Consider the following 14506-nt stretch of genomic DNA (forward strand, 5'->3'; position numbering starts at 1 on the left):
AGGTTCTTCAGCCCGACGAACTCCGGGCCCATCTGGACCTTGGCCTTGATCCACTCCGGCTTGCGCTCCACCGGGACCGCAGCGTTGCGCTGCTCGATCCGCAGCATCTTCCGGCCTTCAGGTGCCAATGTCACAGTAGAGCTCCTTCAGGGCTCGAAACCAATGCTTCTTCGTGCTTGCGGAATTCCTCCACGAACCGCTCCGCGATGTCCGCGGGATGGATCTCCCTGCCCGTTTCAAGGGACATGGTGGTGACTCCGGCGTCGGTGATGCCGCAGGCGATGATCTGGCCGTAGGGCGCCAGGTCATTGCTGCAGTTGATGGCGACGCCGTGCATGGTGACGCCGTTCAGGACGCGGATGCCGATAGCCGCGATCTTGCGGTCGGGGCCCTTGGAATCGGCCTTGATCCATACGCCGGCGCGGCCTTTGATGCGTTCAGCCTTGATGCCGTAGTCCGCCATGACGGTGATCATGATTTCTTCCAGCCGCTCCACGTAGTCCCTGATCCCGGAGCGGTTCTTCAGCTTCAGGATGGGGTAGGCAACCAGCTGGCCGGGGCCGTGCCAGGTCAGTTTGCCGCCGCGGTCCACTGCGACGACCGGCGTACCGTCAAAGGGCCGCTCGTGGTCCTCGGTAAGCTTGCCGGCCGTATATACAGCGGCGTGCTCCAAAAGAAGGACTGTGCTGGGCGCACTTCCGGCGACAACTTTGTCATGGAGTTCGCGCTGGGCATCCCAGCCTTCCATGTAATCAACGAAGTCGGGGGCAAGACCCAGCTGTGAAAACTCAAGAGTCATGGCATCCAGCTTAGACCCCGCAGCCGCACCGGCCCGGTTTAGTGTCCAAGCTCACCGGCCCTGCCCTTTGTGACTGCAACCCCGGGGGCTGTGGATAACTTCTGCAGGCCGGACGGAACTCGGCTAGACATGGACCATGGACGATGTACAGGCACCCGACGTACCCGGCTACGACGTCGGCAGGCTGCTGGGCCGCGGCGGCAGCGCGGACGTGTGGCTGGCCAGGGAACAACGGACGGGACAGGAATACGCCCTCAAGTGCTTCCGGGCCGCCGGGAGGGGGACGCGCAGCAGCCCGGGCATTACCGAGGAGGAGGTGCGGCGGGAGATCCGCATCCTGTCAGTCCTGGACCACGAGCACCTGATCCGGGCCCACGACGCGGTGCAGGGGACGGAGCCGGGAAATGGTACGGCCCTGACCATGGATTATGCTGCCGGCGGTTCCCTGGCCCAGTTGGTGTCCGCCCGCGGCAGGCTCAGCGTGGGGGAGACGGTCACGGTATTGACGCCGATCGCCCAGGCCTTGGCGTACCTGCACGGCAAAGGCTTCACGCATTCCGACGTCTCGCCCGGAAACGTGCTCTTCACCGGGCAGGGAAAACCGATGCTGTCAGATCTCGGCGTCGCCCGGATGCTCGGGGACCCGGGCGGCGCCGGCACCGCGGGAACGGGCGGATTCCTTGATCCCGCCCCGGTGGACGCGGTCCGTGCCGGCCTGCAGCCCGAACGCGATGTGTACTCGGTGGCTGCCCTTGGGTGGTACTGCCTCACAGGTGAAGCGCCGGGACGCACGGCCGACCGTCCGCCGTTGTCCCTGTTGGTTCCCGGGGTTCCCAAAGACCTCGCGGCTGCCCTGGAAGCAGGCCTGAACGATGAGCGGCGCCTGCGCCCGGACGCGCTGGCGCTGGCCACGGCCGTCTACCGCAGCGCCGAACCGCAGCCCGTGGATCTTTCCGACGCGGTCCACCCCACTGTCCTGCCTGAGCTGTTGACGCGGCGGCACGTTCCCGTCGGGTCAAAGCGCAGCGCACTGCGAACGAAAGCCCAGGGCCTGCGACGCCGGGCGGCCACATCCCGCTGGTCCGCACGGCCGGGAGCGGCAACAGCGACAACCACGCCGGCCAAGGGAAAGCACGTGGACGGGCCCGTTGGTGGGCAGGCGCGGCGGGTGCTGCTGCGCTCCGTCATGCCGCTGATTGCCGCGGTGGCGGCAGTGGCGTGGTGGCTGTCGGCGACCGCAGGGGATGGCACGTGGCTTAAAGGTGCCGCACAGGGGCTGCCACCAACATCTGCGCCGTCAGCAAGTGCAAGTACGGGTGCGGATGCCGATTCAGGCGGCGGTAATGGGCTTCCCTTGCCCGTGGACGCCGCACGGCGGCGGGCCGGAGCAGCTGATCCGGTGGAAGCCGTTCAGGGGCTGGCGGCGCTTCGCGGCTATGCCTTCAGCAGCGGGGGCGTGGAACTGCTGGCCGAGGTGAATGCCCCCGGGTCGACCGCCGCCGCGGCTGACCAGCGCGTCGCCGGCCAGTTTGCCGGATCCGGCCAGCGCCTCACCGGGTTCACCACCACGCTTTCCGAGATCGCCGCCGAAGATGGGGGCACCGAAGCCCATGCCGTGGTGCGGGCTGTATCCGCTACCTCCGGGTACCGGATGGTGGACGCCGGAGACACAGTAGTCGCCACGGGGGCACCCACCAGGCCGCAGCTGCTTCGGCTGGTGCTGGTCTCCGTGGAGGGCCGGTGGCTGGTAGCCGACATCCTTCCGGGCCCGTGAATCGGCACTCCGCTCCGGAGTCCCCGGTAGGGCTAGCCGGCGCTGGTCTTTCCAGCCACCCAGCGGGCAGCATCTGCCAGGTGCCCGTGCTGCCACGTGAACCCTGCGGCGGTCAGGACCGCCGGCTCCATCCGCTGGCTGTACAGCAACAGTTCTTCGCCCAGGCCGGGCATCACGGTGCGCAGCACGGGGGCAGGTACCCGCAGGATGGCGGGGCGGTGCAGCGCGTGGGCCAGCGCTGCCACGATGGTATTGACGTCCGCCTGTTCAGGGGCGGCGAGGTTGACCGGGCCGGAGACCGGGGAGCCCAGGAGGAACAGGAAAGCGGCCGAGACATCGGGCAGTGTCACCCAGGGCCAGAACTGCCGGCCGTTTCCGAACGGTCCGCCCACGCCCAGGCGCAGCAGCGGAAGCAGCTTACCCAATGCGCCGCCTGAGCGGCTGAACACCACCCCGGTCCGGGGCGTTACCACCCGCACTCCCGGCGGCGCCATAAGGGCGGCCTGCTCCCACTCAATGCAGATTTGCGGGAGTGTCCCCTCACCTGCCGCCGCATCTTCCCGCAGCACCGTATTGCCCGCATCGCCGTAATAGCCCGAACCGGACTGGCTGATGAAGGTGGCCGGTGGCATATCAGCCCGTGCCATTGCCTGCACCAGGGTCCTGGTTGGTCCCAGGCGGGAACTGAAGAGTTCCTCCACCCGCCTGCGCGTCCATGGCCTATCGCCGATTCCCGCTCCGGAGAGGTTGACGACGGCGTCAGCGCCCGAGAGTGCGCCCGGATCCAGGACGCCGGCCGCAGGGTCCCAGCGGACTTCGGCGGCGCTGGCAGGGGGCCGGCGGACCAGCGTCACCACCGAATGGCCGGCATTGCGGAATGCCGCGGACATGGAAGTGCCGATGAGCCCCGAGGCGCCGGCCATGACGATGTGCATGGTCCATCTCACCACGGCGGCGCGGGTTGTGTATCTCCCGCGGGGCGGGTGGGGGTTGACTATGATCGAACGATGACCTCTTCCAGCTACTTCCGTTTCCCGCATTTGCACGGCGATCTGGTCACTTTCGTGGCCGAGGATGACGTGTGGATTGCGCCCCTGGACGGCGGCCGCGCCTGGCGTGTTTCCTCGCTCCAGCTTCCTGCCCGCAACCCGCGATTCACCCCGGACGGCAAGCGCCTGGTGTGGACCGTAGTCCAGGGAACGGCGCCGGAGGTAGTGTCCGCACAGGTGGACGGCGGCGGGTACCGGCAGCTCACCTACTTTGGCCACAGCACCACCAAGGTCAAGGGGTTCACCACCGGTGGTTCCGTGGTGGTGACCAGCGCCTTCCGCCAGGCTGAGAGCCGGCACACCCACGCCTACAGCGTTCCGCTTGAGGGCGGCTGGGCCCAGGAGCTCCCGTACGGGCCGGTGGAGTCCGTTGCCTTCGGTCCCGAGGTAGGCGACGAACGCCCTGTAGTGCTGGCCAGCGTGCTCTCCCGTGAGCCGGCGTGGTGGAAGCGCTACCGCGGCGGAACGGCCGGAAAGTTGTGGATCGACCGCGACGGCAACGGCGAGTTCGAACGCCTGCTGCCGGACCTCGACGGCAACCTCACTGATCCGCTGTGGGTGGAGGGCCGGATCGCCTTCCTGTCAGACCACGAGGGCTACGGCAACCTGTATTCGGTGCTTCCCAGCGGCAAGGACCTGCGCCGGCACACCGACCACCAGGACTTCTACGTCCGGCATGCAGCCACGGACGGCAAGCGGGTGATCTTCGAATCCGCAGGCGAACTCTGGGTCCTCCACGGCCTTGCCGCAGACGCGGTCAAGCTCGACATCACCCTCGGCTCCGCCTCACAGACCCGCCGCCCCGCATTGCTCGACGCCGTCAAGCACCTGGGCGCGGTGGCACCGGACACTGCGGGTGCCGCCAGTGCGGTGGAGTCCCACGGCACCATCCACTGGCTGCGGCACAAGGACGGTCCGTCCCGCATCATCGAGGCCACCCCGGGCGTCCGGGGGCGGCTGCCCAGGCCGCTGGGGGACGGCCGCATCGCCTACATCGCCGACCACGACGGTGTGGAAGCACTGCAGATCAAGGACATCGCCACACCCGTCCCGCACACTGCCGGGAAGGTGGACGCGCCGAACAACACCCCGACTGCTGCGGCCAACGCTTCCGCGGAGGCGGCAGCCACCGGCGGGGAGGACGCGGAAGCGGTCAGCCTTCCCCAGCCTGTTCCGGCGTCCGGCGCCAAGGCGCCGGCGGCCGCCACGGTCCACGTTCCCTCCGATGACGAGCAGCAGGCGGACGTGGCGCCACAGGCCGCAGCACCCGTGGCTGACGCCCAGGCAACCACGGCGGGGCCAGGCATCACCGTCCCGACGCCGTCCCGGGCCAGTTCCCTGGAGGCAAGCCCCAACGGCCACTGGGTTGCCCTCGGGACCTCCTTTGGTGACGTGTTCGTCGTGGACACCCGCAGCGGAGACCTCACACAGGTCGCCAGCATCGGGGAAGGCAGTATCTCGGAACTGGCCTGGTCCGCCGATTCCCGCTGGCTGGCATGGTCGGAGCCTGTCACCTCTTTCGGTTCGCGCAGCCGGCTGCGCCTGGCCACCGTGGACCGGCTCGACGCCGAACCCGTAGATGTCACCGACGGCCGCTTCCGCGACGCCTCCCCGGCCTTCACGCCGGACGGCAAATTCCTTGCCTTCCTGTCCAACCGCAGCTTCGACCCCGTGTACGACGGGCATTCGTTCGACCTTTCCTTCCCCAGCCCCATCAAGCCGTACCTGGTGGCACTGACGGCTGAGACGCCGTCGCCCTTTGGCCCTTCGGTTGATCCCGCGGGCGGGGAACCGGACGCCGGCGCGGACGCAAAATCCACGGACGCAGACGAGGCCGGGGACAATGCCGTGCCTGCCGTCACGGTGGACGCGGAGGGCCTGGCCCACCGCGTGATCGGCGTTCCCGTGCCGCAGGGCAACTACAGCTCGCTGAAGGCCGTTGACGGGGCACTCCTCTGGCTCGACTCCGTCCTGGCGGGCGTCACCGGCGACGGAAAGGCCAGCCAGGAGGACAAGGACGCCCGTCCCAGCCTGGTCCGGTACGACATCGCCCGGCGCAAGCAGGCAACCCTGGTGGACTCCGTGGACAGCTACCGCCTCTCCGGTGACCGCAGCAAAGTGGTGATCGTTGCCGACAAGCAGGTGACCGTGGTTCCGTCGGACGCCAAGGCGGATGAGGAATCCGGCAAGGTGGTCAAGGTGGACCTGGGCCGGATCCGTGTCCTGATGGATCCGCTGAGCGTCTGGGGACAGGCTTTCGACGAGGCCTGGCGCCTGCAGCGCGACTTCTTCTGGACCGAGGACATGGCCGGCCAGGACTGGGAGTCCATCCACACCCGGTATCGGCCCCTGGTGGAACGGCTGGGGTCCCATGACGACCTGGTGGACCTGCTGTGGGAACTGCACGGCGAACTGGGAACCTCCCACGCCTACGTGCGCCCTGCCGCCGTCACCGAACGCGGCAGCCGCGGACAAGGCAGGCTCGGCGCCGACCTCACGCACACCGCCCGCGGCTGGGAGATCACCCGCATCCTGGCGGGCGAGTCCTCAGACCCGCTGGCCACCTCCCCGCTCACCAGGCCGGGCGTCGGCGCCAAGGCGGGGGACATCCTGCTGGCCGTCGACGGCGTCCCGCTGTCCGAAAACATCACACCCGCCATGCAGCTGGTCGGGGCTGCCGGCCGCGCCGTGGAGCTTACCCTTCTCAACGGGCCCGGGCATGGCGGTGCTGAAGGCACCCAGCGCCGGGTCGCCGTCGTGCCTGTCAAGGATGAGGAGCGCCTGCGGTACCAGGAATGGGTGGCGGGCAACCGGCGGACCGTCCGGGAGGCGTCGAACGGAACCTTCGGCTACCTGCACATTCCGGACATGATGGCCAACGGCTGGGCCCAGCTGCACCGGGACCTGGACACGGAAACCGCGTTCGATGGCCTGATCGTCGACGTGCGTCGCAACCGTGGGGGACACACCTCGCAGCTTGTCGCTGAACTCATCGGCCGCAAGGTGACGGGATGGAGCATGCCGCGCGGGGAGAAGCCACGCACCTACCCGCACCACGCGCCGAGGGGGCCCGTGATCATCCTTGCGGACGAATTTGCCGGGTCCGACGGCGACATCATCACCCAGGTCTCGAAACTGCGCGGCATCGGCCCCGTGATCGGAACGCGCACCTGGGGCGGTGTTGTTGGAATCGACAACCGCTTCACGCTGGCGGACGGCACTGGCGTCACCCAGCCCCGCTACGCCAACTGGTTCAGCGGCGGCGTGGGCTGGAGCGTGGAAAACTACGGCGTTGATCCGGACATCGAGGTGACCTACCCGCCGCACGCGTACGCTGCCGGACGGGATCCCCAGCTGGAGTACGGCATCGGTGCGCTGAAGGAAATGATCCAGGAACTGCCCACTGACCGGCCTCCGGCCCGCTCGGGCTACCGGAAACTGTTGCCTGCTCCGCTGCCGGCGCGCCGGCAGGACGGCTGACCTCACCGGCAGCAACAAAGGCCCTGCCCTTCCGGAATCCCGGAAGGGCAGGGCCTTTGGTGTTGTGCGGGGCCGTGCGGCCTAGGCCTGCAGCGTGGCGTCGAGGGTGATTTCGATGCCGGCCAGGGCCTGGGACACCGGGCAGCCCTTCTTGGCGGCCTCGGCAATGCGCTGGAAGTCTTCTTCCGAGATGCCGGGGATACGGGCGTTGAGGGTCAGGTGGCTGCCGGTGATGCCGGTTCCGGGCTGGAAGCCAACTTCCGACTTGGTGTTGACCTCTTCCGGCGTGAAGCCCGCCTGGCTGAGTTCGTGGCTGAAGGCCATGGAGAAGCAAGCCGAGTGGGCGGCTGCGATCAGCTCTTCCGGGCTGGTCTTTCCGCCGGCAGCCTCCGTGCGGGCCTTCCAGGTGACATCGAAGGTTCCCAGGCCCGAGCTGTCCAGGGTGGTGTTCCCCGAGCCCTCGGTCAGGCTTCCGGTCCATACGGTGTGGGCGTTGCGTGTTGTAGCCATGTCTCTCCTCAACGTCGATTCGGTCCGGGTCCGGCAGCATGGCCGGGCCCACCGTTTCCCATCCTAGGGATCCGGCACCTGCCATGCACGGATAATCCGCTCTCAGAGGATTATGACCGGCGGTCCGGACGGGGCCGTTACTGCCAGATCGTGGCGATGGCGATGTTGACCAGGGCCAGGCCGCCGACGCCGTGCGCGAGTCCGGTGGAGACCGGCTCACCCTTCTTGACCTTGCGGGATCCGATCACAGCCAGGACGGCAACCACAATGGCGATAACGAACTTGATGCCCAGCTTGGCGTAGTTGGGGTCCTTGTCCGGCAGGAACGGAAGGATGCCCATCATGGCGATGCCGGTGAGCAGCTGCAGGAAAGCGCCATCACGCTGGCGCGGGTGCACGGTGGGGGTCCGCATCGTGGCGATCCAGTAGCCCACGATCATGGCCGCGCCCACCACATGGAGGAAAACCAGGATGTTAAAGAGGATAGTCATGGCTCCAGCTTAGCCAGTCAGTTCTACAGCCCGTAGCAAAGCCACGCTGTCCACCCGTGCCGGGTGCCTGTTAAACAACGACGGCGGCGCGCGCCGCCGGTGGTTATCCCACCGTTGGCACCCGCCGCCGTCGTTCGTGGCTGGCTGTTACAGCCCCAGGTCCGCTTCGAAGGCGCCTTCTTCGAGGCGTGCCTTCAGGGTCTGGAGGAACCGGCCCGCGTCGGCGCCGTCCACCAGGCGGTGGTCGTACGTCAGGGACAGGTACATCATGGAGCGGATGGCGATCGAGTCGTCACCGTTTTCGTCGGCAACCACAACGGGGCGCTTGACGATCGCGCCGGTGCCCAGGATGCCAACCTGCGGCTGGTTGATGATCGGGGTGTCGAACAGTGCGCCCACCGAACCGATGTTGGTGATGCTGAACGTGCCGCCGGACAGTTCGTCCGGACCGATCTTGCCGTCGCGGGTGCGCGAAGCAACATCGGCAATCTTCCCGGCCAGTCCGGCGAGGTTCAGGTTGCCGGCGTCGGAGATGACCGGGACCAGCAGGCCCTTATCGGTGTCGACGGCGATCGCCAGGTGCTCGGCGTTGTGGTAGGTGATTTCCTGCTTGTCCTCGTCGTATGCAGCGTTGAGCTTGGGGTGCTGCTTGAGGGCCTCGGCCACTGCCTTGGCGATGAACGGCAGGAAGGTCAGCTTGGTGCCGTTCTGTGCCTGGAACGAGTTCTTGGCACGGGCGCGCAGCTTGGCGACCTTGGTCATGTCCACTTCGTGCACCTGCGTGAGCTGCGTGGAGACCTCGAGGGACTCGCGCATGCGGCGGGCGATGACCTGGCGGATGCGGGGAGCCTTCTGGGTGGTTCCACGCAGCGACGAGGCTGCTGCACCCGACGCGGCCGGGGCGGAAGCGGCAGGGGCTGCTGCCGGAGCCGCTGCCGGGGCAGCCTTGGCTTCGGCGGCGGCAATGACATCCTGCTTGCGGATGCGGCCGCCAACGCCGGTGCCTGACAGTGAGGAGATGTCCACGCCGTGCTGGTTTGCCAGCTTGCGGACCAGGGGAGTGACGTAGCCGGATTCAGAACCTGCAGCCGGCGCGGCTTCCTGGGCTGCCGGGGCAGCCTGCGGGGCGGGCGCCGGAGCTGCGGCGGGGGCCGGTGCCGCCGCCGGAGCGGGAGCCTCCTGCTTGGGAGCTTCCTGCTTGGGGGCTTCCTGCTGGGGAGCGGCGGGCGCAGCCTGCGGAGCCGCGGCAGCGGCAGCGGGGGCGCCGGAGCCGATAACGGCAAGTACGGAACCAACCTCGGCGGTCTCGTCCTCGTTGACCCGGATTTCCTGCAGCGTGCCGGCAACGGGGGAGGGGATCTCGGTGTCAACCTTGTCGGTGGAAACCTCGAGCAGGGGCTCGTCGACCTCGACGGAGTCGCCTACGGCCTTGAGCCAGCGGGTGACGGTGCCTTCGGTGACGCTCTCACCCAGTGCGGGGAGGGTTACTTCGTGGCTTTCGCCGCCGGCAGCCGGAGCTTCCTGGGCGGGCGCTTCCTGGGCAGGTGCTTCCTGTGCGGGCGCTGCTTCAGCGGGGGCTTCCTGTGCGGGAGCCTCCTGTGCCGGAGCGGCCGCGGGAGCTTCTTCGGCCGGGGCGGAACCGCCGCCGGAGCCGTCACCGATGCGGACCAGCGGTGCGCCTACCTCGGCGGTCTCATCTTCAGCGACCAGGATTTCTTCAATCACGCCAGCTACAGGAGAGGGGATTTCAGTGTCTACTTTGTCGGTGGAGACTTCGAGCAGCGGCTCGTCCACCTCTACCCGGTCACCTACCTGCTTAAGCCAGCGGGTGACGGTTCCTTCGGTGACACTCTCACCGAGGGCGGGCAAGTTAACGGATTCAGACATGTCGTCCCCGTTCTCCTTATTGATCTTTAGTGCGAATGATTGCTGCCTTGTTGGAAGCCTAGTGCACCCGGTCTGCGCGACCGGGTGCACCAGGCCTGGTAATGCTGGTGGGAACTAGCCGTGCAGCGGCTTGCCGGCCAGCGCCAGGTGCGCTTCGCCGAGGGCTTCGTTCTGGGTGGGGTGGGCGTGCAGCAACTGCGCCACATCCTCGGGGTATGCTTCCCAGTTCACGATCAGCTGGGCCTCGCCCACCTGCTCGCCCATGCGGGCGCCGATCATGTGGACGCCCACCACGGGGCCGTCCTTCTGGCGGACCAGCTTGACCAGGCCGGAGGTGCCCAGGATGGAGCTCTTGCCGTTGCCGGCCAGGTTGTATTCCTGGGTCTGGACCTGGTCGTCGCCGAACTTTTCCTTGGCAGCCTTCTCGGTGTAGCCAACGGTGGCGATTTCGGGCTCGGAGTAGGTGACCTTGGGGATGTTGATGTCCTCGACCACAACAGGCTTCAGGCCGGCGATTTCCTCGGCCACGAAGATGCCCTGCTGGTAGCCGCGGTGGGCCAGCTGCACGCCGGGGACGATGTCGCCGACGGCGTAGATGTTGCCGACGCCGGTGTGGAGGCGCTCGTTGGTAATGACGAAGCCGCGGTCGATGGTGACGCCGGCTTCCTCGTAGCCCAGGTTGGCCGTGACGGGGCCGCGGCCGACGGCGACGAGCAGCAGGTCTGCTTCGAACGTCTTGCCGTCCACCAGGGTGACCTTGACGCCGTCGTCGTTCTGCTCCACGCCCTGGAAGAAGACGCCGGTGGAGAACTTGATGCCGCGCTTCTTGAAGGCACGCTCGAAGTTCTTGATGATGGTGGCGTCCTCGTTGGGAACGAGGGAGGGCAGGCCTTCAACGATGGTGACGTCCACGCCGAACGACTTCCAGACCGAGGCGAATTCGACGCCGATGACGCCGCCGCCCAGGATGATGGCGCTCTTGGGGATGTAGTCCATGGTCAGCGCCTGGTCGGAGGTGATGACCTTGCCGCCGATTTCGAGGCCCGGAAGGGTGCGCGAGTAGGAGCCGGTGGCCAGGACGATGTTCTTGCCCTTGTAGGCGGTGCCGTTCACCACGACGGTGTCGGTGCCCTGGAGCTTGCCTTCACCCTCGATGACGGTGATGCCCTTGGACTTGATGAGACCCTGCAGGCCCTTGTACTTGCCGGCGATGATGCCGTCCTTGTACGCGTTGACGGCGTTGATGTCGATGCCGTCGAGGGTGACGTTCACGCCGTACTTGGCGGAATCACGGGCGTGGTCGGCCAGCTCTGCGGAGTGCAGCAGGGCCTTGGTGGGGATGCAGCCGTTGTGGAGGCAGGTGCCGCCCAGCTTGCCCTTCTCCACGAGGCCGACGGTGAGGCCGAGCTGTACCGCACGCAGCGCTGCAGCGTATCCGCCGCTGCCGCCACCGAGTACCAGGATGTCGAATTCTTGCGCAGTTGCCTGATCGGCCACTAAAACGCTCCCTCGCGTGAACGATGACGCGATCAGCGCGCATCATCTGGTCTTGGAACTTGCACTGCCGTGATTATGTCAGCAGGGCAACTCTCTTGCATTTGTGACTACCGTGGTTCACCTTAGCGAACCACCTATCCATGCTCCACCTTGGCACTGCGTTTGTGGAGCGCTTGTGTCCAGTGTCACGCGGCTCTGTGGCACAGGGATCACCTGGCCGCAGAGCCGCGTGGCACCGGGGCTGCAGCCGTTCTCAGGCGGCGGCCAGGATGTCCTCCACGTAGGCCACCAGGGTACGGACGGTGCATCCGGTGCCCTGCTTGTGCGTGTAGCCGTACGGGCTGCCGTTGTTAAACGACGGTCCTGCGATGTCGATGTGCGCCCAGGGGATCTGTTCGCCTGCCTTGTCCTTACCCACGAATTCGCGCAGGAACACGGCTGCGGTCATCATGCCGCCATGCCGTTCGCCGATGTTGGCCAGGTCTGCCACCTGGGAATCGAGGGTGGGGCGCAGTTCCTCCGGCAGGGGCATGGGCCACACCAGTTCACCGGCACGGTCAGCCGCTGCCTTGAGCGCCCCCGTGACGCTGTCCGAGCCCATGACTCCCGCGGTGCGGTTCCCCAGCGCGATCAGCTGCGCGCCGGTGAGGGTGGCGACGTCGATGATCGCGTCAGGGTATTCGCGGCTCGCAGCGACGATGCCGTCCGCCATGACCAGCCGGCCTTCGGCGTCGGTATTGAGCACTTCCACGGTCTTGCCGCCGAACATGGTCAGGACGTCGGCAGGGCGTGAGGCGCCGCCGCCGGGCATGTTCTCGGCGATGCACAGCCAGGCGGTCGCCTTGACCGGCAGGCCCAGGCCGGCCAGGGCCAGGACAGTGTTAAGGACGACGGCGGCGCCCGCCATGTCGCTCTTCATGTCACCCATGTTCAGGGCAGGCTTGAGCGAGATTCCGCCGGTGTCGAACGTGATGCCCTTGCCGACGAGGGCGATCTTGGCGGTGGCCTTGGCGGGGGCGTACTCGACCTTGACCAGGCGGGGCTGGCGCGTGGAGCCCTTGCCCACGCCCATGATTCCGCCGAAGCCTTCCTTCTCAAGGCGCTTCTCATCCCAGACCGTCACCTTGACGGGCAGGCCCTTGGCCAGTTCCTTGGCGGCCTCCGCGAAAGATTCCGGGTAGAGGTGGCTGGGCGGCGTGTTGACGAGGGATCGGGTGTTGTTCACGGCCTTGGCAACGTGCCCGGCACGCTTGAGGGCCGCGTCCAGGTCCGCGCTGGCCGCCAGTTCGGTGAAAATCACGGCGTTGCGGACAGGATCCTTCAGCCCGTCAGTCGAGGAACGGAACTCGGTGAAGGAATAGGCGCCCAGTGCGGCACCTTCCGCGACCGCCGCGATGTCCTGCACCCCGGCGGTGGGGAATGCCAGGGTAACCGTGGCCAGGCCGGCCAGCTGCCGGACGGCGGACCCCGCTGCCCGGCGGAGCGACTCGCCCGTGAGCGTTCCGGCGGCGGGAACCTTGCCGACGCCGGCGAGGACCAGGATGCCTGCCCCGGTTTCGGGCAGGCCCGGCAGGCGGACCAGCTGGTCGGCAGCACCGGTCACCCCAAGTGCCTTGAGCGAGTCCGCGAGTGCCTCCGCGGACTTCGCCGTCAACGGGTTGTCCAGAAGGACCGGGCCATCGGCTCCCTGCCCCACCCCGATGACCACTGCGTCGCTGGGGCTCTTCTTAAGGTCCCGCGAGACGGTACTAAGGTTGACTTCAGTATTCTTGACCACAGGGATGAGTCCTCAATTCTCGAAATGTTCGGGCAGGGATGCATGTTGGGCGCTCTGCCATGGTGGCCCGGATCCGGCCGTTCCGGACGGTCCCGGGGTGGATGCAAGCCCGCCTGGCAGGCCAGTTCCGATCGTAGCCCTTACGCGGTGCCGCCGGAGAATTTCCTGAGAGGTGCGCCACACCTGCCGGCGGAATGCCCGGTGCGCCTGCCGCGTTATGAATGATGTCCACCCGCACCCCTGAAAGGAACATGCCGTGCTTGAACGGATTTCCGGCTCCCTGCTGGACCCCGACGCGCTCTATGCCAGCAACATTGAGCTGTTCCACAGCCCTGAACTCCAGGGGCTGAACATGGTCATGGGTTTCACCGGGTTTGCCGACGCCGGCCACGTGGTGAAGCAGATCAACGCCGAACTGCTGGACTCCCTCGACGCGCAGCCCGTTGCGGTCTTCGACTCGGACCAGCTGATCGACTACCGGTCCCGGCGGCCGCACCTGAGCTTCGTCGAAGACCACATCCAGGACTACCAGGAGCCCCGGCTGGCCCTCTACCGGCTGGTGGATGGCCTGGGGAAGCCCTTCCTCCTCCTGGCCGGCTTCGAACCCGACCTGCAGTGGGAACGGTTCGCCCGCGCCGTCGTGAACATCGTGGAGAAGCTCGACGTCAACCTGGTCACCTGGATCCACTCCATTCCCATGCCCGTGCCGCACACCCGCCCGGTAGGCGTGACCGTGCACGGAAACCGGCCCGAGCTGATCGAAGGCATCTCCGTCTGGAAGCCCACCGTTGAAGTTCCTGCCGCTGTGGGCCACATCCTGGAACTCCGCCTTGTTGAGGCGGGACGCAATGTTGCCGGATACGTCATCCATGTCCCGCACTACCTGGCCGAAGCCGAGTACCCCACCGCCGCCGTCGCCGGCCTGGAATACCTGGGCGCTGCGACGTCCCTCATGCTGCCCACTGACCGGCTCCGCGAATCGGGCCGCGAGGTCAGCCGCCAGATCGCCGAACAGATCGAGGCGTCCGAGGAAGTCCAGCAGGTGGTTTCCCGCCTCGAAACCCGGTACGACGAGAAGGCGGACGGCATGGTGCGCCGGTCGCTGCTGGCCAACGAGAACGACGAGCTTCCCGACGCCGACGACCTCGGTGCCGCCGTGGAGGCCTACCTGGCCAGGGAGAACCCCGGGCAGTAGCGCGGCGTCACAGCATCCGGGGTGCACGCACGCGCCGGGCATAATGA

General features: G+C 67.2%; 10 protein-coding genes and 1 pseudogene. 3 read left to right on the plus strand and 8 right to left on the minus strand.

Translation table 11 applies throughout. The annotated features are described in order from the left end of the window. Positions 1-134: pseudogene (locus PUN51_RS11805) on the minus strand (lipoyl synthase); the annotation flags it as partial. Further along, the gene (gene lipB, locus PUN51_RS11810; RefSeq protein WP_263422201.1) at positions 131-808 is read right to left on the minus strand and encodes a lipoyl(octanoyl) transferase LipB; all 678 of its coding nucleotides are present in this window, start codon (positions 806-808) and stop codon (positions 131-133) included. The pseudogene PUN51_RS11805 and the gene lipB, both read right to left, overlap by 4 nt. A 127-nt stretch (positions 809-935) precedes the next feature. Between lipB and PUN51_RS11815 the strand changes: the two genes are divergently transcribed. Continuing rightward, entirely contained in the window at positions 936-2573 is a 1638-nt protein-coding gene (locus PUN51_RS11815) for a serine/threonine-protein kinase (protein WP_275181033.1), read from the plus strand. 32 nt (positions 2574-2605) lie between these two features. Here PUN51_RS11815 and PUN51_RS11820 read toward each other — a convergent pair whose 3' ends face one another. After that, positions 2606-3508, minus strand: a complete 903-nt coding sequence (locus PUN51_RS11820; protein WP_224025691.1) for a TIGR01777 family oxidoreductase — start codon at positions 3506-3508, stop codon at positions 2606-2608. Positions 3509-3580: 72 nt separating this feature from the next. Here PUN51_RS11820 and PUN51_RS11825 point away from each other — a divergent pair, with 72 nt between their 5' ends. Further along, positions 3581-7102 carry a S41 family peptidase gene (locus PUN51_RS11825; RefSeq protein WP_275181034.1) on the plus strand — a complete coding sequence of 1174 codons (3522 nt, stop codon included), beginning with the start codon at positions 3581-3583 and terminating at the stop codon, positions 7100-7102. Positions 7103-7183: 81 nt separating this feature from the next. Here PUN51_RS11825 and PUN51_RS11830 read toward each other — a convergent pair whose 3' ends face one another. The 5 genes from PUN51_RS11830 to PUN51_RS11850 form a co-directional block, all read right to left on the minus strand. Beyond that, complete coding sequence (locus PUN51_RS11830) at positions 7184-7612, minus strand: OsmC family protein (protein WP_018761077.1); 429 nt, start codon at positions 7610-7612, stop codon at positions 7184-7186. Positions 7613-7749: 137 nt separating this feature from the next. Further along, the gene (locus PUN51_RS11835; RefSeq protein WP_224025693.1) at positions 7750-8103 is read right to left on the minus strand and encodes a hypothetical protein; all 354 of its coding nucleotides are present in this window, start codon (positions 8101-8103) and stop codon (positions 7750-7752) included. A 147-nt stretch (positions 8104-8250) separates the two neighbouring features. Further along, the gene (sucB, locus tag PUN51_RS11840; RefSeq protein WP_275181036.1) at positions 8251-9990 is read right to left on the minus strand and encodes a 2-oxoglutarate dehydrogenase, E2 component, dihydrolipoamide succinyltransferase; all 1740 of its coding nucleotides are present in this window, start codon (positions 9988-9990) and stop codon (positions 8251-8253) included. Positions 9991-10104: 114 nt separating this feature from the next. Then, entirely contained in the window at positions 10105-11487 is a 1383-nt protein-coding gene (lpdA, locus tag PUN51_RS11845) for a dihydrolipoyl dehydrogenase (protein WP_159632198.1), read from the minus strand. 253 nt (positions 11488-11740) lie between these two features. Further along, positions 11741-13264, minus strand: a complete 1524-nt coding sequence (locus PUN51_RS11850; protein WP_159632197.1) for a leucyl aminopeptidase — start codon at positions 13262-13264, stop codon at positions 11741-11743. Positions 13265-13520: 256 nt separating this feature from the next. Between PUN51_RS11850 and PUN51_RS11855 the strand changes: the two genes are divergently transcribed. After that, on the plus strand, positions 13521-14459 hold the full coding sequence (locus PUN51_RS11855) for a proteasome assembly chaperone family protein (RefSeq protein ID WP_275181037.1): 939 nt from the start codon (positions 13521-13523) through the stop codon (positions 14457-14459). Positions 14460-14506 lie beyond the last annotated feature (47 nt).

The organism is Arthrobacter sp. NQ4 (genome assembly GCF_029077345.1).
Taxonomy (GTDB): Bacteria; Actinomycetota; Actinomycetes; order Actinomycetales; family Micrococcaceae; genus Arthrobacter.